This is a genomic window from Flavobacterium sp. NRK1 (assembly GCF_024054175.1).
Lineage (GTDB): Bacteria > Bacteroidota > Bacteroidia > Flavobacteriales > Flavobacteriaceae > Flavobacterium.
The window spans coordinates 881,338-901,155 of the sequence record NZ_JAMXLA010000001.1 but is presented as its reverse complement, the minus strand read 5'-3'; the positions used below and the strand labels follow the sequence as shown (position 1 = coordinate 901,155).

24 protein-coding genes are annotated in these 19,818 nt (G+C 36.6%); all 24 read left to right on the top strand.

What is annotated here, in order from left to right:
• Positions 1 to 84 precede the first annotated feature (84 nt).
• From hutH to NHE85_RS04240, 24 genes are read left to right on the top strand one after another with little or no spacing between them, the layout of a single operon-like run.
• Positions 85 to 1,602 carry a histidine ammonia-lyase gene (gene hutH, locus NHE85_RS04355; protein ID WP_252810018.1) on the top strand — a complete coding sequence of 506 codons (1,518 nt, stop codon included), beginning with the start codon at positions 85 to 87 and terminating at the stop codon, positions 1,600 to 1,602.
• Between the two features lie 36 nt (positions 1,603 to 1,638).
• Entirely contained in the window at positions 1,639 to 1,896 is a 258-nt protein-coding gene (locus NHE85_RS04350; protein WP_252810016.1) for a WG repeat-containing protein, read from the top strand.
• An 11-nt stretch (positions 1,897 to 1,907) separates the two neighbouring features.
• Entirely contained in the window at positions 1,908 to 2,639 is a 732-nt protein-coding gene (gene fabG, locus NHE85_RS04345; RefSeq protein ID WP_252810015.1) for a 3-oxoacyl-ACP reductase FabG, read from the top strand.
• A gap of 24 nt (positions 2,640 to 2,663) precedes the next feature.
• Positions 2,664 to 3,881 carry a beta-ketoacyl synthase gene (locus NHE85_RS04340; RefSeq protein ID WP_252810013.1) on the top strand — a complete coding sequence of 406 codons (1,218 nt, stop codon included), beginning with the start codon at positions 2,664 to 2,666 and terminating at the stop codon, positions 3,879 to 3,881.
• Positions 3,882 to 3,883: 2 nt separating this feature from the next.
• The gene (locus NHE85_RS04335) at positions 3,884 to 4,135 is read left to right on the top strand and encodes an acyl carrier protein (protein WP_252810011.1); all 252 of its coding nucleotides are present in this window, start codon (positions 3,884 to 3,886) and stop codon (positions 4,133 to 4,135) included.
• Positions 4,136 to 4,137: 2 nt separating this feature from the next.
• Positions 4,138 to 5,019, top strand: a complete 882-nt coding sequence (locus NHE85_RS04330; protein WP_252810009.1) for a lipid A biosynthesis acyltransferase — start codon at positions 4,138 to 4,140, stop codon at positions 5,017 to 5,019.
• Between the two features lie 54 nt (positions 5,020 to 5,073).
• Entirely contained in the window at positions 5,074 to 6,735 is a 1,662-nt protein-coding gene (locus NHE85_RS04325) for an NAD(P)/FAD-dependent oxidoreductase (RefSeq protein ID WP_252810008.1), read from the top strand.
• A gap of 30 nt (positions 6,736 to 6,765) precedes the next feature.
• Positions 6,766 to 7,677 (top strand): dialkylrecorsinol condensing enzyme DarA, encoded by a 912-nt coding sequence (locus tag NHE85_RS04320; RefSeq protein WP_252810007.1) that lies wholly within the window; start codon positions 6,766 to 6,768, stop codon positions 7,675 to 7,677.
• A 16-nt stretch (positions 7,678 to 7,693) separates the two neighbouring features.
• On the top strand, positions 7,694 to 8,827 hold the full coding sequence (locus NHE85_RS04315) for a beta-ketoacyl-ACP synthase III (protein WP_252810005.1): 1,134 nt from the start codon (positions 7,694 to 7,696) through the stop codon (positions 8,825 to 8,827).
• A 1-nt stretch (position 8,828) separates the two neighbouring features.
• Positions 8,829 to 9,254 carry a hypothetical protein gene (locus tag NHE85_RS04310; protein ID WP_252810003.1) on the top strand — a complete coding sequence of 142 codons (426 nt, stop codon included), beginning with the start codon at positions 8,829 to 8,831 and terminating at the stop codon, positions 9,252 to 9,254.
• 6 nt (positions 9,255 to 9,260) lie between these two features.
• Positions 9,261 to 9,707 carry an ABC transporter permease gene (locus NHE85_RS04305; protein ID WP_252810001.1) on the top strand — a complete coding sequence of 149 codons (447 nt, stop codon included), beginning with the start codon at positions 9,261 to 9,263 and terminating at the stop codon, positions 9,705 to 9,707.
• Positions 9,704 to 10,105 (top strand): hypothetical protein, encoded by a 402-nt coding sequence (locus NHE85_RS04300; RefSeq protein ID WP_252809999.1) that lies wholly within the window; start codon positions 9,704 to 9,706, stop codon positions 10,103 to 10,105. The genes NHE85_RS04305 and NHE85_RS04300 overlap by 4 nt, the downstream gene beginning before the upstream one ends.
• A 4-nt stretch (positions 10,106 to 10,109) precedes the next feature.
• A complete protein-coding gene (locus NHE85_RS04295; RefSeq protein ID WP_252809997.1) occupies positions 10,110 to 11,105 on the top strand; it encodes a BtrH N-terminal domain-containing protein in 996 nt (331 codons plus the stop codon).
• Positions 11,106 to 11,110: 5 nt separating this feature from the next.
• A complete protein-coding gene (locus NHE85_RS04290; RefSeq protein ID WP_252809995.1) occupies positions 11,111 to 11,863 on the top strand; it encodes an ABC transporter ATP-binding protein in 753 nt (250 codons plus the stop codon).
• 7 nt (positions 11,864 to 11,870) lie between these two features.
• On the top strand, positions 11,871 to 13,139 hold the full coding sequence (locus NHE85_RS04285) for an ABC transporter permease (protein ID WP_252809994.1): 1,269 nt from the start codon (positions 11,871 to 11,873) through the stop codon (positions 13,137 to 13,139).
• Complete coding sequence (locus NHE85_RS04280) at positions 13,114 to 13,563, top strand: thioesterase family protein (RefSeq protein WP_252809992.1); 450 nt, start codon at positions 13,114 to 13,116, stop codon at positions 13,561 to 13,563. The genes NHE85_RS04285 and NHE85_RS04280 overlap by 26 nt, the downstream gene beginning before the upstream one ends.
• Positions 13,563 to 14,708, top strand: a complete 1,146-nt coding sequence (locus NHE85_RS04275) for a beta-ketoacyl synthase N-terminal-like domain-containing protein (protein ID WP_252809990.1) — start codon at positions 13,563 to 13,565, stop codon at positions 14,706 to 14,708. Before NHE85_RS04280 ends, NHE85_RS04275 begins: the two co-directional genes overlap by 1 nt.
• The gene (locus NHE85_RS04270; RefSeq protein WP_252809988.1) at positions 14,698 to 15,312 is read left to right on the top strand and encodes a 3-oxoacyl-ACP synthase; all 615 of its coding nucleotides are present in this window, start codon (positions 14,698 to 14,700) and stop codon (positions 15,310 to 15,312) included. Before NHE85_RS04275 ends, NHE85_RS04270 begins: the two co-directional genes overlap by 11 nt.
• A 2-nt stretch (positions 15,313 to 15,314) precedes the next feature.
• Positions 15,315 to 15,572, top strand: coding sequence for a phosphopantetheine-binding protein (locus NHE85_RS04265; RefSeq protein WP_252809986.1), 258 nt, complete (start codon positions 15,315 to 15,317; stop codon positions 15,570 to 15,572).
• Positions 15,573 to 15,574: 2 nt separating this feature from the next.
• Positions 15,575 to 16,771, top strand: coding sequence for a beta-ketoacyl synthase (locus NHE85_RS04260; protein ID WP_252809985.1), 1,197 nt, complete (start codon positions 15,575 to 15,577; stop codon positions 16,769 to 16,771).
• Positions 16,771 to 17,835, top strand: a complete 1,065-nt coding sequence (locus NHE85_RS04255) for a beta-ketoacyl synthase N-terminal-like domain-containing protein (RefSeq protein WP_252809983.1) — start codon at positions 16,771 to 16,773, stop codon at positions 17,833 to 17,835. Before NHE85_RS04260 ends, NHE85_RS04255 begins: the two co-directional genes overlap by 1 nt.
• Positions 17,829 to 18,602, top strand: coding sequence for a polysaccharide deacetylase family protein (locus NHE85_RS04250; protein ID WP_252809981.1), 774 nt, complete (start codon positions 17,829 to 17,831; stop codon positions 18,600 to 18,602). Before NHE85_RS04255 ends, NHE85_RS04250 begins: the two co-directional genes overlap by 7 nt.
• Positions 18,592 to 19,224: an outer membrane lipoprotein carrier protein LolA gene (locus NHE85_RS04245; protein WP_252809980.1), complete on the top strand. Its 633-nt coding sequence runs from the start codon at positions 18,592 to 18,594 to the stop codon at positions 19,222 to 19,224. The genes NHE85_RS04250 and NHE85_RS04245 overlap by 11 nt, the downstream gene beginning before the upstream one ends.
• On the top strand, positions 19,190 to 19,813 hold the full coding sequence (locus tag NHE85_RS04240; RefSeq protein ID WP_252809978.1) for a hypothetical protein: 624 nt from the start codon (positions 19,190 to 19,192) through the stop codon (positions 19,811 to 19,813). The genes NHE85_RS04245 and NHE85_RS04240 overlap by 35 nt, the downstream gene beginning before the upstream one ends.
• Positions 19,814 to 19,818: the final 5 nt, after the last annotated feature.

The window sequence follows — 19,818 nt, the reverse complement described above, 5'->3', positions numbered from 1 at the left end:
ATTTGTAACCCTTGTAAAATTATGAGATTTTTACATAGTAAAGAAATATATTCTCTTAAGGAAATTCTAATATAAAACAAAATAATGAGCAGTATAAACCAATATCTAAGCCTTGCTGAATTTGAGTCTATTGTGTTTGGTAGCAATAAGGTTGAGGTTAGTGTTGAAGTGCTTGAAAGAGTAAAGCAAAGTTTCGATTTTCTAAAAGTATTTTCAGAAAATAAAATTATATATGGCGTTAATACCGGTTTTGGGCCTATGGCACAGTACCGTGTTGAAGATAAAGACAGGATTCAGCTTCAGTATAACCTTATCAGGAGCCATTCATCGGGTACGGGCAAACCCTTATCGCCCATTTTTGTAAAATCGGCAATATTAGCCAGATTGAACACGCTTTCTTTGGGTAATTCGGGAGTTCATGAGTCGGTAATACATCTCATGAAAGAATTTATAAATAGAGACATTACCCCACTTATTTTTGAACATGGAGGAGTAGGAGCCAGTGGCGATTTAGTACAACTTGCACATCTTGCACTCGTGCTTATAGGCGAAGGTGAAGTGTTTTATAAAGGAGAACGCAGAAAAACAGAAGAAGTTTTTGCAATAGAAGGTTTAAAGCCAATTAATGTTGAAATTCGAGAAGGACTTGCATTAATGAACGGTACATCTGTAATGACAGGTATTGGGGTTGTTAATGTTGTAAACGCAAAAAAGTTACTAAACTGGTCGCTTAAATTTTCGGCAGCTATAAATGAAGTGGTGAGGGTATATGACGATCATTTATCGGCAGAACTTAACAATACCAAACTGCATAAAGGCCAGCAAGAAATAGCACAGCGCATGAGGGAGCATATTAAAGACAGTAAGCTTGTGCGCAAAAGAGAAGAACATCTTTACAGTGGCGAAAATCAGGAGACTATTTTTAAAGAAAAAGTACAGGAATATTATTCCCTGCGCTGCGTTCCGCAAATACTGGGTCCTGTGCTCGATACTATTAATGAAACAGCACTGGTACTGGAAAATGAAATTAACTCTGCAAACGATAACCCGATTGTAGATGTAAAGAACCAGCAGGTATATCATGGCGGTAATTTTCATGGCGATTATATTTCTCTTGAAATGGATAAACTTCGCCTTGTAATTACAAAACTTTCTATGCTTGGCGAGCGTCAGCTTAATTATTTGATGAACTCAAAAATTAATGAACTGCTACCGCCATTTACCAATCTTGGAAAACTGGGTTTTAATTTTGGTTTGCAGGGTGTTCAGTTTACAGCAGTATCTACCACGGCAGAAAACCAGATGCTTTCCAACTCAATGTATGTGCACAGTATTCCAAACAATAATGATAATCAGGATATTGTCAGCATGGGTACTAATGCAGCAGTATTAACTGCTAAAGTTGTAGAAAATGCTTTTGAAGTGCTTGCAATAGAAGCAATGGCTATTGTTCAGGCTATAGATGCGTTAAACTATAAAGATGAGGTGTCTTCGGGTACGCGCAAAATATATGACGATATAAGGGCAATACTGCCTGTTTTCTCTGAAGATAAGGCAATGTATCCGTATGTGCAGGCTGTTAAAGAGTATTTAATGCAATAAAACAATCCAATCAATTATAAATCAATCAATCCAATCATGAAAAAAATTCTGTTATTTTTAATTTTATGTGTTCAGGTGTCATTTGCACAGGAAATGTCGCTGGTTAAGCAAAACGGTAAACTTGGTTATATAGACAAGACAGGACAGTTTGTTATAAAACCGGTATATGATAAAGCAAGAAGTTTCTCGGAAGGGCTTGCCGCAGTAAAAGATCAGAAAAAATGGGGCTTTTTAGATACTAAAGGGCAATTGCTGGGTAACCAGTGGTTTGAAAATGCAGAATTATTTAAGTAAGATATACAATTATGAAGTGTGCATTAGTTACAGGCGGGTCCAGAGGTATTGGTAGTGCAATATGCCAAAAACTTGCTGCCGATAGCAGTTATCATATCCTTATCAACTATCAGTCTAATCTTGAGGCGGCTGAGGAAACTTTGCAAAAAGTAATTGATAATGGGGCAACCGGAGAACTGCTAAAGTTTGATGTAGGTAATGCCGATGAGGTAAAAACAGTACTTGGGCAATGGCAGGAGGCTAATCCGGAAGCTATTGTTGAAGTTATAGTGAATAATGCCGGTATAACCAGAGACGGGCTTTTTATGTGGATGTCTCAGGAAGACTGGTCTCAGGTTATAAATACAAGTCTTAATGGTTTTTATAATGTTACCAGCTTTTTTATACAAAAACTGCTTCGTAATAAGTATGGAAGGATTATAAATATGGTTTCAGTATCGGGTGTTAAAGGCACACCGGGACAAACCAATTACTCTGCGGCTAAAGGCGCAGTTGTTGCAGCTACCAAAGCACTGGCACAGGAAGTTGCAAAACGTAACATTACCGTAAATGCCGTGGCTCCCGGATTTATAAAAACAGATATGACGGGAGACCTTGATGAAAAAGAACTGGTTAAAATGGTGCCTGCCAACAGGTTTGGCGAAGCGGAAGAAGTGGCAGACCTGGTAAGTTTCCTGGCTTCAAAAAAAGCGGGTTATATTACAGGTGAAATAATTAATATTAACGGAGGCATTTACTCCTAAAAATATAAATCCAAAATAAGAACAATGGATAGAAGAGTGGTTATTACCGGCATGGGTATCTATTCCTGTATTGGCACTTCGCTTGAAGAGGTTAAGGAATCATTATATCATGGTAAATCGGGTATAAAGATAGATGAGGAAAGAAAAGAATTTGGATTTAGGTCTGCTCTTACTGGTATGGTACCCAGACCGGAGCTGAAGGATTTACTTACCAGAAGGCAGCGTATAAGCATTGGCGAAGAAACCGAATATGCGTACATGGCAACAATACAGGCATTACACCAGGCAGGTATTGATGATGATTTTCTTGAAAAGAATGAGGTAGGCATTATGTATGGAAACGACAGTGTTTCTAAAGCTATAATTGAATCTACCGATATTTTAAGAGAAAAGAGAGATACAGCACTAATAGGTTCAGGGGCTATTTTTAAGTCTATGAATTCTACTGTTACCATGAATCTTTCTACAATATTTAAACTAAAAGGTATTAACCTTACTATAAGTGCAGCCTGCGCCAGCGGATCTCACTCGCTGGGTATGGGATACTACCTGATTAAAAGCGGATTGCAGGATACAATTATCTGCGGCGGCGCACAGGAGATAAATAAATTTGCAATGAGTAGTTTTGATGGCCTTGGTGTTTTTTCTCCTGATGAAGCTGACCCTGCTAAGGCTTCGCGTCCGTTTGATGCTTCCCGTAACGGGCTTGTGCCAAGTGGTGGCGGAGCAACACTTATACTTGAAAGTTATGATTCGGCTATAAAAAGAGGAGCAACAATTTTAGCTGAAATTGCAGGTTATGGTTTTTCGTCTAACGGAGGGCATATCTCTACCCCAAATGTAGAAGGCCCGGCAACTGCAATGCAGAAAGCACTTGATCAGGCAGGATTAAAGGCTGAAGATGTAGATTATATAAATGCACATGCTACCTCTACCCCTGTAGGAGATGCTAATGAAGCAAAGGCTATATTTGAGATATTTGGCAATAAACCTTATGTAAGCTCTACCAAGTCTATGACGGGACATGAGTGCTGGATGGCGGGTGCAAGCGAAGTTATTTATTCTATATTAATGATGCAGAATTCTTTTATAGCACCTAATATAAACTTCGAAAATCCTGATGAGGACTCGGCTAAATTAAATTTGGCAGGAAGTACTATAAATAAGGAAATTAATATATTTTTGTCGAATTCTTTCGGGTTTGGAGGAACCAATTCAGCTTTAATTGTAAAAAAACACTAAACATGGACAAAACAGTGATTATAGGGAAGATTAATGATTTTTTAGTTGATGAATTTGAGGTTGATGCAGACACTATAACACCTGATGCCAATTTAAAAGATACTTTAGGGCTTGACAGTCTTGATTATGTTGATCTTGTGGTTACTGTAGAATCTAACTTTGGAGTTAAGCTTGGCGAAGCCGATTTTGTTGGCATTGCTACCTTCCAGAATTTTTATGACCTTATCGAGAATAAACTGAAAGCCAAACAATAATAATGAGCGATTGGGATGGTAAATCTAAAGGTAATCTTCTGGGGTACAAAATATTTGTATTCTGCATCAGAAACCTTGGAGTAAAAGCCTCTTATTTTGTTCTTTACTTTGTTGCTGCTTACTACTTTCTTTTTTTAAAGAAAACCAATCGCGTTACCTTTTATTATTTTCATGACCGCTTAGGATATTCCCGCTCTAAGGCCAGAAAAATGGTTTTTATGAGCTATTATACTTTTGGCCAGACCCTGATAGATAAGACAGCTATATCTGCCGGGATGCGTGATAAATTTACTTATGAATTTGATGGTATAGAAAGGCTTAAAAATCTTTTAGCTAATAAAAATGGCGGCGTACTTATAAGTTCTCATATCGGTAATTTTGAAATTGCCGAATATTTTCTTTCCGATCTGGGCGACGAATTTCAGATCAACCTTCTCATCTCAGATTTGGAACACAGGGCAATTAAGGAATATCTTGAAAGCATTGCTTCTAAAACCTCGGTAAAGTTTATAATAATAGAAGAAGATCTTTCGCATATTTATAAGATTAATAATGCTCTTGCCAACAATGAACTCATTTGTCTTACAGGAGACCGTTATCTTGATGGTGTTAAGCATTTTAATGCTACGCTTTTAGGTAAAAATGCTAATTTCCCTGCCGGGCCTTTTCTTATAGCTTCAAGGCTTAAAGTACCTGTGATTTTTGTATATGTAATGAAAGAAAAAAATCTTCATTACCATTTGTATGCGCGTGAGGCTGAAGTAAAACATAGAGATGACAAGTCTTTATTAAAAGCCTATATTGAAAATTTAGAATGGATGCTTAAAAAATATCCGCTGCAATGGTTTAACTACTTCGATTTTTGGCAGGTCTTTAAAAAATAGATAAATTTTTAGGGGGCATATACTACTATGGGGCAGGTTTGCTATCTTTAGCAAATGCACCACAATACACCTGAATTAGACATTATTATAATAGGATCGGGAGCAGGCGGACTTGCCGCTGCAATCTGCCTTGCACGTGCCGGCAAAAAAGTTCTTGTGCTTGAACAGCATTACGTACCAGGCGGCTGGTGCCATAGTTTTACGCTTAACGGTCAGCGTTTCAGTCCTGGAGTACATTACATAGGGCAACTTGACGAAGGCAGCGCAACCAATGATTTATATAAGGGGCTTGGTATAGCAAATGACCTTGTTTTTTTCAGGATGAATAAAAATGCTTATGAGCATTGTATTATAGGCAATGAAAAATTTGATGTACCTGCAGGGTTTGATAATTTTGCTGAAAGCCTGGGCAATAAATTTCCGGAAAGCAAAAAGTACATAAGACGTTATCTTACACTTATAGAAAAAGTAAATGCCCAAATGCAGTTAATGCCTAAAATAAGAGGCTTTAAGCAAATAATAACGGCACCTTTTAAAACCAAAGACTTTGTTCATAATGCTTTTTTTAGTTTAAAAAGAATCATTAACAGGCATGTTAAAGACGCAAAAGTACAGGCTGTACTGAATGTGCAGTGTGGCGATCATGGACTGCCGCCTGAAAAGGCAAGCTTTATAGTACATAGTTCTGTTATGGGGCATTATGCTAATGGCGGTTTTTATCCGGCAGGGGGCGGAAGCGGTATTGTAAAAGCAATGACCAATTGTATTAAACGCTACCGTGGAAATGTAATGGTTAATATGAACGTTAAGAAGATACTTATAGAAAACAATACTGCAATTGGTGTTGAAATGGAAAATGGTGAGCAGCTTTTTGCTAAAGCTATTATTTCAAATGCAGATCCTTCGATTACTTACTTAAAACTTGCAGGCAGGGAAAATTTGAGTAAAAAGCTCATTAAAAAATTAGATAATACCAAATACTCCGTTACTTCTCTTATCCTTTTTCTTACGCTCGATATGGATGTTACAAAAGCCGGTATAGACTCAGGCAATACATGGGTATTTAGAGATGAAAATGTAGATGGGCAGTTTGCAGAGCTTACATCTGCTAATGTTGCAGAAGGTGATGAATTTCCGGCAATGTTTATAAGCTGCACTACTTTAAAAGATCCGGTTAGCTTTAATGGCAGGTATCATAATTTTGAGGCGGTTACTTATATAGATTATAATAGCCTTCCTGATTTTAAGGGGACAGAAGATTATCATTGTGAAGAGTATGATGTTTTTAAGCAAAAAATTATTGCAAAGTTTATGAATACTGTAGAACGTATTATACCAGGAGCAAAGCAAAATATTGTACAGATAGAATTGGGTACGCCAAAAACAAACCAGTATTATGTAAACAGTACAAACGGCAATGTTTACGGTACAGAGAAAACATTAAAATATGTAGGCCCGTTTGCTTACAAAAAAAAATCTGAGATTGATAATCTCTATCTTTGCGGCGCCAGTACATTATCGCACGGTGTGGCGGGTGCAACTTATTCCGGAGTTGATGCTGCTGCCGTAATTTTAAACTGTACCCGCGAGGAGTTGCTTATTGCAGATGAGAGTCAGCAATTAAGAATATATGATGCAGAAGATGCTGCAACATGGCCGGAATGGGTACACAAAAAGCGCGAAGATAAGGTGAGGCATTTTAAAGAAGTTATATAATCGAAAAAAGGATAAAGCATAGCTAAATAAATGAAAAACGTTCTTGTAGTTTACTATTCACAATCAGGACAATTAAAGGAGATAGCTAAAAACATTTCAGAGCCGTTACTTGCCGATCCGGATATTAATGTAGTATTTCATCAGATAGAGATGGAAAAACCTTTCCCTTTTCCGTGGAATAAGGAATTATTTTTTGATGCTTTTCCTGAATCTTTTTTGCAAATACCTGCAAAACTAAAACCCGTACCGCAGAAAATAATGGAAATGAAATATGATTTGGTTTTATTTCATTATCAGGTATGGTTTCTTTCACCCTCTATTCCTATTAATTCATTTTTAAAAAGTCCCGAAGCAAAAATACTGCTTAACAATACACCTGTTGTAACCATTAGTGGAAGCAGGAACATGTGGTATTTGGCACAGGAAAAAATAAAAGTCCTTCTTAAACAAAATAATGCCTTGCTAAAAGGTAATATTGCTTTGGTAGACAGGGCAGGTAATCTTATAAGCGTTATTACCATTGTTGAATGGATGTTTAGCGGAAAAAAAGAAAAGCATTTGGGCATTTTTCCGTTGCCGGGAGTATCTCAAAAAGATATAGATGATTCGGTTAAATTTGGCCATACCATAATCAGCGCACTAAACCAAAATAATTTTGACACCCTTCAGGATAAGCTTTTGCTGCAGGATGCGGTGAGGGTTAGTCCATACCTTGTTGCAGTAGATAAAAAGGGTAATTTTATTTTTAGTAAATGGGCGTCTTTTATTATAAAAAGGACTGAAAAAAGGAAAAAATTACTCAAAATTTTTGTGATTTATTTGGTTCTTGCAATTTGGGTTATATCGCCAATTGTATATATCTTGCACGTTCTTACTTATCCTTTTAAAATAAATAAAAACAAAAAGGCAGTAAAATATTATAAAGGCGTTGAGAGCGCATAACAACGGATAGACAACTATGTTTGATGTTTATATAACAAGAGCGGGGAAATACTTGCCTAATGAGCCGGTTTCTAATGATGAAATGGAAGATATACTGGGACTGATAAATGATACCGCCTCTAAAGCACGCCGGATTGTATTACGTAATAACGGTATAAAAAACAGGTATTATGCTATAGATAAAAATGGTAATATTACCCATAATAATGCCCAGCTTACGCATCTCGCAATAGAGCAGTTGTATGGAGATGATTTTACAAAAAATGATGTAGAGGTACTTTCATGCGGTACCTCGTCTCCAGATAATCTTTTTCCTTCACATGCATCAATGGTACATGGTTTAATGGACAACAGGTCTTTAGAACTTAATGCTTCATCCGGGGTTTGCTGTGCAGGAATGAATGCACTTAAATATGGCTACCTAAGTGTAAAATCGGGTAACTCAAAAAATGCAGTTTGTACAGGATCAGAGCGTTCTTCTACATGGATGCTGGCAGAAAAGTTTAATAATGAGGTTGTTAACCTAAAAACACTGGAAGAACAGCCAATTATTGCTTTTAAAAAAGAGTTTTTACGCTGGATGCTTTCAGACGGTGCCGGGGCATTTCTTCTTGAGGATAAGCCAAGGGGAGAGGTTTCGTTAAAAATTGAGTGGATGGAATCATTTTCCTATGCACATGAACTGGAAGCATGCATGTATGCAGGAGGTGATAAGCTTGAAGATGGTACATTAAAACCCTGGCAGGACTATACGCCGGAAGAATGGCTTAAACAATCTATATTTTCTGTAAAGCAGGACGTAAAGCTGCTTGATAAATATGTAATGGATCTGGGATCTGACAGTACAAAAAAAGCTCTTGATAAACACGGAGTGAATGCTGAAGAAATAGATTATCTGCTGCCTCATGTTTCGTCTAACTTCTTTGGTTCTAAATTATATCATTCTTTACTCGAAAGAGAAATAAATATACCTGAAGACAAATGGTTTTTAAATCTTAACAGGGTAGGTAATGTAGGTGCAGCCTCCATTTACCTTATGGTTGAGGAGCTTTTTAATTCAGGACGATTAAAAAAAGGAGAAAAACTGTTGCTTATAGTGCCTGAAAGCGGGAGATTTAGCTATTCAATTGCTTATTTAACTGTTTGCTAATATGGAATCAATACTTGAAAAAAGCATTGTTGAGAGTCTTATACCACAAAAGGCACCTTTTGTAATGGTTGATAAATTGTTTGCTTTTGGCGAAAATACATTAACCTCAGGGTTAACGATTGATACTAATAATATTTTTGTAGAGAACGGCAGGTTTAATGAGTCGGGTATTGTAGAACATATGGCACAGTCTGTAGCATTATATACAGGATATCAGTTTTATTTAAATAAGCAGTCAGCGCCCGAAGGTTACATAGGCTCTGTAAAAGATGTTGAAATACTTGAGCTGCCTTTGCCCGGAGAAGATCTGGTAACAGAGGTAAATGTTATTCAGGAATTTATGGGTGTTACACTTGTAGATATAGTAACGAGATGTAATACGATAAAAATAGCATCAGGCCAGATGAAAACGGTGCTGGCCAAATAAACCTTAATGGATAAGGTTATAAACATACACAATTATCTTCCGCATCGTGAGCCAATGCTTATGGTTGATGTGATATTGAGTTTAACTACAGAAAATGTTAAAACAGGTTTTGAGGTAAAAGAAGGTAATATTTTTATAGAAAATGGCAGTTTTTGCGAAGCGGGACTTATAGAAAATGCAGCACAAACCTGTTCGGCAATTGTGGCTCAGTCATATTTTTTAGATGAAGAGAGAGACGAGCCCATTGCAGACGTTATAGGATTTATAAGTTCTATAAAAACAATAAAAATACATTTACTGCCAAAAACCGGCAGTAAAATTATAACAAAGGCTAAGCTTATTTCGAGGTTTGATACGGGAGTTTATACAACCTGCATGATGAGCTGCAAAAGTTATTGTAACGATGAATTGCTTTTAGAAGGTGAAATAAATTTATTTATTCAGGGGCTATGAAAAAAAATGAAGTACCACAGGATAAAAGTAATATAGAATCGGTAAATATGCGCGAATTGTGCTATGCTACCGATGAAAATGGCAATTATACCACAGCATTAAGTTCTGGCTGGGAGCCTAAAACTATTGCTTTAAGCAATGCTATAGAAGATATAAAAGAACGTACAGAACAGGCCAGATTAAAGGTAGCTAATGGCGAAGCAAGCCCTATATTGTATTTTATGGAACATAGTAAAATGGATGTAGGTATATTGGCGGGCTATGTAGGTATGTGGAAATGGCGTATAAAAAGGCATTTTAATCCTAAAATTTTTAAGGGATTGAGTAAAAAGGCTCTTCAGAAATATGCAAATGCATTTTCAATTACGGTAGATGAATTAAAAAATTTTAAGGGCTGATATAATGACGACTGATTTTAAGCATCACCAATCTGCACATTGCGAAAATGGTGTTGCCTCAAACTTATTAAAACATAACGGGCTTAACATAAGCGAACCAATGGTTTTTGGTATTGGGTCGGGCTTGTTTTTTGTTTATCTTCCGTTTATAAAAGTAAATCATGCTCCGGCATTTAGTTACCGCCCTTTACCCGGGGCAATTTTTAGCAGGCTTGCAAAAAGGCTTGGCATAAAAATAAAAAGACAAAAATTTTCAGGGTCTAAAGCTGCGGCTCAAGCACTGGATGATAACCTGAAAAACAATATACCTTCAGGACTTCAGGTAGGGGTATATAACCTTACTTATTTTCCTGACGATTACCGTTTTCACTTTAATGCCCATAACCTTGTGGTATATGGTAAAACAGATAACGACTACTTAATAAGTGACCCGGTTATGGAGAGTGTAACCACCTTAACTTCCGAAGATCTTGACAGGGTTCGTTTTGCAAAAGGTGCATTTGCACCTAAGGGCCAAATGTATTATCCAACACATATTCCTGAGAATATTAATCTTAAAAAAGCAATTACCAAAGCTATAAAGGCTACGTGCCGTGATATGCTGGCTCCTATGCCTTTAATAGGGGTAAGCGGTATGAAATATGTTGCTAAGCAAATAAGAAAGTGGCCTGTAAAACTCGGAGTTAGAAAAGCCAATCATTACCTGGCGCAAATAGTGCGTATGCAGGAGGAAATAGGTACAGGAGGAGGAGGTTTCCGTTTTATATATGGAGCGTTTTTACAAGAAGCGGCAAAAATTCTTGAAAATGAACAGCTGAAAAACCTGTCGTATGAAATGACTGAAATAGGCGATATGTGGCGTGATTTTGCTTTAGAAGCATCAAGAGTCTATAAACAGCGTAGTGCTAAACAGGATGTTTATACTATGCTTGCAGATCATCTTACAGCTATTGCAAACAGGGAAGAGCAATTTTTTAAAAAGCTTAAAAAAGCAATATAAACCTGATGATAGAAAAAATAATAGAAATACAATCTCTTTCAAAACAATATAAAGATGCCGATTTCCTGTCGGTTGACAACTTATCATTGACGGTAAACAAAGGAGAGATTTTTGGATTGCTTGGACCCAATGGTGCCGGTAAAACTACACTTATTTCTATATTATGCGGCTTGCTTAAGCCAACACTAGGCAGCTTTACCATAAATGGTTATACCTATAAAAATGATACGGAAGCAATTAAAAAAACAATAGGTGTTGTGCCACAGGAATATGCACTGTATCCTACACTCACCGCATATGAAAATCTTTTGTATTTTGGTAGTATGTATGGCCTTAAAGGCAAGGATCTAAAACAAAAAATAAACGATTCCCTCCAATATCTTGGACTTTCAAAATTTGCCAATAAAAAAATTGACACTTTTTCCGGAGGTATGAAAAGAAGGATAAACCTTATTGCCGGACTTTTACATGAGCCTGCAGTACTATTTTTGGATGAACCTACCGTAGGGGTTGATGTACACTCTAAAAATGTAATTATAGATTATCTTAAACAGGTTAACGCGAAAGGAACAACGATTATATATACTTCGCACCATCTTGCAGAAGCGCAGGACTTATGTTCGCATATTGCAATTATTGATAATGGACAAATAATTATACAGGGAACGCCTAATGAAATTATAGAAATTACTCATAATGCCCACACCCTTGAAGATGTATTTTTATCATTAACCGGAAATGACTTGAGAGATGTATAAATTGCGAATGTCTATATATAAGGAAATATTATTGCTAAAGCGCGATATGGGCGGACTGGTAATTTTATTTATAATGCCTTTATGCCTGGTTATAACCATAACACTTATACAGGATAGTACTTTTAAAACGGCTACAGACAGCAAAATACCAATTTTATTGGTTGATAATGATAAAGGAAATGTGTCTGAAATGGTTTTAAAAAACCTTGATTCGGGCAGCACTTTTAGTGTTATAACCCAAAATAACGGAAAACCTATAGACGAGGCTTTTGCAAAAGAAAAAGTATTTAACGGCGATTATCAGCTGGCAATCATCATTCCGCAAAATTTAAGCTCGGGACTCAAGGCAAAAGTAGATAGTAATGTTGCTAAAATAATGGAGGGTATTGATACTACCGACTCAATTGCAACAAAACAAAAAGAGCAGGAAACAGCACCTAAAGAGGTAAGGCTTTATTTTGACCCCGCTTCTCAGACCGCCTTTAAAACTGCTGTAAAAAGTACGGTAGATAAAATGATTTCGCAGATAGAAACCAAATCTATATATAATGCTTTTACTGAACAGCTTGGCGAAGAAAGTATTGCGGCTTTTCAGCAGGAAAGCTATATAAGCTTTAAAGAAATTGTGCCTGTTTTTAAAAACAAGGCTATGGTACCTAACTCTACACAGCACAATGTGCCAGCATGGACATTGTTTGCTATGTTTTTTATAGTAGTGCCTCTATCTATAAACATTGTTAAAGAAAAAAATCAGGGTACACAAATAAGGCTGAGAACAAATCCGGTTTCATACACTACAGTAATTGCAGGTAAAACAGTTACATATCTTATAATTTGTATGCTGCAGTTTTTTCTTATGCTGGGAATGGGTATGTATGTTTTTCCTCAAATAGGATTGCCGGTATTAGAGCTTAACGGAACCTTTTTATTAATGAGCGTTGTGGCATTATTTAGCGGACTGGCAGCAATAGGTTTTGGAATATTGCTGGGTACAATGGCTAAAACACAGGAACAGTCGGCTCCGTTTGGGGCAACATCGGTAGTAATACTGGCAGCAATAGGCGGGGTATGGGTTCCGGTTTTTGCAATGCCTAAAGTAATGCAGTATATAGCAAAAGCATCGCCTATGAACTGGGGGCTTGAGGCCTTTTATGATGTGCTTTTAAGACATACTACACTAGTTGGAATTTTGCCGCTGCTTGCAGCATTACTCCTTTTTTTCATAGTCATGGTGGCTATATCAATTATTTATGATGAAAAGAAAAGAGCAGTATAAGGAGGTTAAAGAGCTAACCATAGCTAAGGACATAAGGATTCGCTTTAACGAAACCGATCCGTTAGGTATTGTATGGCATGGTTATTATATTACTTATTTTGAAGATGGCCGCGAGGCATTTGGCCGTGAGCATGGTATAAGCTATCTTGATGTAAATAAGTATGGATATACTACCCCCATAGTAAAATCAAGCTGCGAACATAAACTGCCTTTGCGTTATGGTGATGTGGCAAGAATAGAAACTACAATTGTAAATACACCTGCTGCAAAAATTATTTTCAGGTATAAAATATTTGACGGCAATAATAACCTTGCGTGCACAGGCGAAACAGTTCAGGTTTTTGTGAATATTGAAGGAATGATGGTGCTTAATTATCCGCCTTTTTTTGAAGAGTGGAGACGAAAAAAAGGACTTGATAAATAATGAACAAAAAAAATGTATATATAACCCATACTAACTGCATTACCCCGCTTGGGTTTACTGTAGAGAGTAATATGCAGGCTATAGCTAACGGCCTGACAGGTATTAGCTATCAGGATAATAGTGCGCTGTTACCTGAACCTTTTTTTGCAGGGGTTATACATAATGATAAATTAGATACGGCTTTTGCTGCTCTTAGTACTAAAGCTTATACAAGGCTGGAAAAAATGATGCTGCTGGCTTTGGAACCTGTAATAAAAAAATCGGTGTGCATGCCATATGATAAAACGGCACTGATACTTTCTACAACCAAAGGAAATATAACTTCGCTTACTAATAAGGCAGATTTGCCGAAAGAAGCTTACCTGCAGGAGCTGGCACAAAATATTGCAGATTTTTTTGGGTTTACAACACAGCCAATAGTGATATCTAATGCCTGTGTGTCGGGTACTATGGCAGTGTCTGTAGCAAAAAGACTGGTTCAGGCAGGAATTTATAATAATGTATTTGTAATAAGTGGCGACGAAGTATCTGAATTTGTACTATCCGGCTTCAATTCTTTTCAGGCTTTAAGCCCTGAACCCTGCAGGCCGTATTCAGCCAACAGGAAAGGAGTAACATTGGGTGAAGCTGCTGCTGCTGCTCTTATTACTACAGATAGTACTTGTGCAAAAGCAAAAATAGCGGGAGATGGATCTATAAACGATGCGAATCATATATCGGGGCCATCGCGTACGGGCGAAGGTTTGGTGAAAAGTATTGAAAGTGCAATGCGCGAAGCTGAGATTACTGCCGGCGCAGTTGATTATATTTCGGCACACGGTACGGCTACACCTTTTAATGATGAAATGGAAGCTATTGCTTTTAACAGAACAGGATTAAACCATGTACCTGTAAATAGTTTTAAGGGCTATTATGGGCACACATTAGGAGCATCGGGACTTTTAGAAACTGTTATTGCGCTGGAATCTATGGCTCAAAATAAAGTATTTGCTTCATTAGGGTATGATGAGCCGGGAGTATCGCAGCCCATAAATGTGATAGTAAAAAATGAAGACAGAAAGATAGACTGCTTCCTTAAAACAGCATCTGGCTTTGGAGGCTGTAATACGGCAGTGGTTTTTCAAAAAGTTAATAATGGCAAATAAATATAGTATATCAGGTTACTGCATTATAGAAGGCGGTAAAATTAGTCTTAACGGGCAGGAGTTTTTTACTGTTCCGGAGGGAACACTATTTACTGATTTTGCTAAGCAGGCGTATAAATTTACTGAAACAGATTACCCTAAATTTTTTAAGATGGATAACCTTAGTAAGTTATCTTTTCTTGCTGCCGATTTGCTTCTTAAAGGCCAGATAGCAGATGGTAGTAACAATACAGCACTTTTATTTGCCAATGCATCATCCAGTCTGGATACGGATGTAAAATATAATGATTCTATTGCCGACAGGGAAAATTATTACCCCAGTCCGGCGGTATTTGTATATACGCTGCCTAATATTTGCATAGGCGAAATTAGCATAAGGCATAAACTTTATACTGAAAATAGTTTCTTTATATTTGAGGCATTCAATCCGGCGTTTTTTGCCAATTATGCTTCAATTTTATTGGATACAGGCAAGGCGGAAAACGTTTTATGCGGATGGGTAGAATTTTTTAAAGACGAATATAAAGCCTTTATGTATCTGGTATCTAAAGAGAATGGACCGGAACATACGGCAAAAAACATACAAACAATATATCAAAGTTAAGCATGGAAGCACTGAAACAGGAACTTAAAGAAAAAATTATCGATGTTTTAAATCTTGAAGATATTCAGGTAGAAGACGTTAATGACAATGATGCTCTTTTTGGAGACGGACTTGGGCTTGATTCTATTGATGCCTTAGAACTTATAGTAATGCTTGATAAAGATTACGGTATTAAGCTTGCCGACCCTAAAGAAGGTAAAGCCATATTTCAGTCTATAGAGACAATGGCAAAATATATTTCAGAAAACCGTACTAAGTAATAATGAGTAAAGGAGTTGCCATAACAGGTATGGGTATTATATCTTCAATAGGTAACACCGTTGATGAAAACTTTAATGCCCTTATAAATGGTAAACCGGGTATTACTAAAATAGAAAATATTGCCACCATACATAAAAATGAAATTATAGTAGGCGAAATAAAAAAAACAAACAGTGAGCTTATTCTGGAGCTTGAATTGCCTGCCCATAATAACTTTTCGCGTACGGCAATGCTTGGTACTATTGCGGCCAAACAGGCTGTGAAGAATGCTGGCATAACCGATATTAACAAATACAGTACAGGTCTTATATCTGCAACCACTGTTGGCGGGATGGATATGACGGAGCGTTTTTTTTATGATTATCTGGAAAGCGAAGAGAACAGAAGGTATATTCTAGCGCATGATGCGGGAGATTCTACCCACAAAATAGCCAATGAGTTAGGGTTGAAGGGTATGGTTACTACAATTAGTACTGCATGCTCTTCGGCAGCTAATGCTATTATGCTTGGGGCAAGGCTTATAAAATCAGGAAAGCTGGATCGTGTAATTGTAGGTGGTACAGATGCGCTTTCTAAATTTACCATAAATGGTTTTAAAACCCTTATGATACTTTCCGATACTTACAATACGCCTTTTGATAATAACAGGAAAGGGCTTAATCTGGGAGAGGCGGCTGCCTTTCTGGTATTGGAGAGTGATGAAGTAGTTAAAAAACAAAATAAAAAAGTATTGGCATACCTGTCTGGCTATGGTAATGCCAATGATGCTTACCACCAGACGGCATCTTCCGAAAATGGAGATGGTGCTTTTCTGGCTATGCAAAAAGCATTTAAAGTTTCGGGATTAAAGCCTGAAGATATTAATTACATTAATGCGCATGGTACGGCAACGCCTAACAATGATCTTTCTGAAGGCAGGGCACTTATAAGGTCTTTTGGTGATGCTATGCCTGATTTTAGCTCCACCAAGCCTTTTACAGGACACACTCTTGCTGCTGCTGCGGCTGTAGAAGCTGTGTACAGCGTGCTGGCATTACAGCATGGGGTTGTTTATCCTAATCTTAATTTTAAAACGCCTATGGAAGAGTTTACTATTGTTCCGCAAACGGTTTTAAAAGAAAAGCAAATTAATAATGTACTGTCAAATTCTTTTGGGTTTGGTGGTAACTGTTCAACCCTGTTGTTTTCAAAAAGCTAATGAAAAAATGTTTTATTAACGGTACCGGATGTGTTTCTTCCCAAAAAACCATAAATACGGCTTTTTTGGAAGAGATCATTATAAATGAAAATGACAATATATTTGACGTTTCACAGCCTGATTATAAGGAATTTATAGCTCCGGCTGCTGCAAGACGAATGGCAAAGGGTGTGAAGAACGGCATAGTTGCTTCTGCCAGTGCCATAAAAGAAGCCGGAGCCGAAAATTTAGATGCTATAATTACCGGTACAGGTATGGGATGCAGTGTAGATTCTGAAAAGTTTTTAAAAGCACTTATAGATAATAAAGAGGAGTTTTTAACACCTACATCTTTTATACAATCTACACATAATACTGTAGGCGGACAAATTGCCATAGGTTTGCAATGCAAGGCTTATAACTTTACTTATGTAAATGGCGCTGTTTCATTTGAATCGTCACTAATAGATGCAAAAATGCAGATTGAGGCAGATGAAGCCACAAGAATATTAGTAGGAGGTGTAGAAGAATCTTCTGAAAACACACTGAAATTTTTACAGCTATCTGGCGTAATAAAAAACAAAGATCAATCGCCATACAGCTTATTGGATTCTGATACTAACGGGACTGTATTTTCTGAAGGAGCGGTTTTTTTTGTGCTTGAAAATGAAAAGAAAGAAACTACCTATGCAGAGCTTAAAGATGTATCTGTTTACAACATACTGGAAAAGGAAGAGCTGGAAGCTAAACTGAAACTGTTTTTAAATCAAAATAGTCTTAGTAGCACAGATATTGATGCCGTTGTGCTTGGTTACAATGGCGACGCAGGCTTTGATGATTATTATGCCACACTGGCTAAGGGTGTTTTTGCCACTATTCCACAGGTTTATTATAAGCACCTTAGCGGTGAATTTAATACAGCTTCGGCTTTCGGGTTGTGGGTGGCTTCACACATCATAAAAATGCAGCAAATCCCACATGTATTAAAAGTGAATACCGTAGAAGTTAAAGACTATAAAAATATATTGCTTTATAATCAATACAGAGGGTACGATCATAGCTTTACTCTTATATCAAAATGCTGACCCACAAAATAAATACAGGCTTTCTTCTGGCTGTAATTTTTCTTCTGGCTGTTTTTTCAATTTTTAATCCGTTGCCGTGGTGGCTGTTTGGGCTGCCTATACTGTTATGGTTTACTATTGCAGCATTAGGATCGGCTTTTGTTCAGTCCGGTTATCATATCAAAACCCTGAATAAAAATCTTAAGACACCTGGTAGGCAAATTGCCATTACTTTTGATGACGGGCCAACACCTGAAACACCCAAAGTTTTGGCATTGCTGAAAAAATATAATACTAAAGCAACCTTTTTTTGTATTGGGCAGCAAATAGAAAAGCATCCGGATATTTTTAAAACTATTATTGAAGAGGGGCATACTGTGGGGAATCATACTTTTACACATTCGCCAAAAATGGGTTTTTTTTCTGTGCAAAAAGTCATGGATGAGGTAACTTTTACAGATAGGATAATTAAAAACTATGGTTTAAAACCGTTGCTTTTCAGGCCTCCTTATGGTGTAACCCATCCTAATTTGAGTAAAGTACTTAAACAAACATGTCATTATGTTATAGGATGGAATATCCGTTCCCTTGATACAGTTATTAAGCAGGAACAGAAAATATTTATGCGTATAAAAAAAAGACTTGCACCGGGTAGTATTATATTACTGCATGATACTTCGCAAAAAACAATTAATGTGCTGGAACAATTATTGATACTTTTGCAGCAGGAAAAATATAATGCCGTAACGGTAAATGAATTATTAAATATACCTGCTTATGAAGAATAGTTTTTTTTATGTGTTTTTGTTAATTGCCGGAATGTTGAGATTAAATGCACAGGAACAAAAAATGAGCACGGCAGAAATTACTTCTTTTAAAAATGCGGTAAATGCCACTGCAAAAAACACAAAAACGCTCACTACAGATTTTGTGCAATATAAGCATATGGACTTTTTATCGAAAGATATTGAGACCTCGGGTAAAATGAGTTTTAAATCGCCAGGTAAGCTGTTATGGCAATATACAAAACCCTATCAGTATAGTGTGGTATTTAAAAATAATACGATAGCTATTAACGATGCAGGGAAAAAAAGCGAAATGAATGTGGGGAATAGCAAAATGTTTGGTAAGCTTAATAAACTTATTGTAGGCAGTGTGAGTGGTGATATGTTTGATGAAAATGAATTTATAATAAATTATTATAAATCCGGGGAACATAACATTACTAAACTTATTCCTAAAGATGCTGCCTTAAAAAAATACATTAAACAAATGGAACTTTATTTTGATAAAAAGGCTAATATGGTTTCTCAGGTTAAAATGATTGAACCATCTAACGATTACACTACGATTGTATTTAAAAATAAAGTGACCAATGCGCAGCTGGCAGATTCTGTTTTTAATAATTAGCAGTTACCTGCTAACTTCATGTGCCGTTGGTACTGTAAAAGGGTATGAAGAAAAAAAGCCTCAGGCCGAAAGCTATGAGGTAACGTATTTTTCTGACCCTAAAACAGATTATGTCTACAAAGCCCATATCTCTATATATGGCAAAGATTTTGGTGGAATATTTATTGCCAAAAAAATTAATGATACCCTTTATCGTGCTGCTTTTACTACGGAATTTGGTAACAAGCTTTTTGATTTTGAAATTACCGATACTAGTTTTAAAGTAAATTATATTCTTGACGAGCTGAACAGGAAAATAATATTTAATACCCTTAAACGGGATTTTATGCTATTGCTTAAAAAACACCATTCCATAGTGCAGCAATATGAAAAAGAAAATAGTATAGTTTATAAATCGAAGGCAGGAAAACGTTACAATTATTTATTTTTTGAAAAAGCTTCAGGCACCCCTTTTAAGCTTGTAAATGCCACAAAATCAAAAGAAAAAATTGTAATAGATTACAGCAATGAAAGTTATACATTAGCGAGAAAAATTGTAATAGACCATAAGAACATTAAACTTAAAATTGAGTTGAACTATATCCAATAAATCAT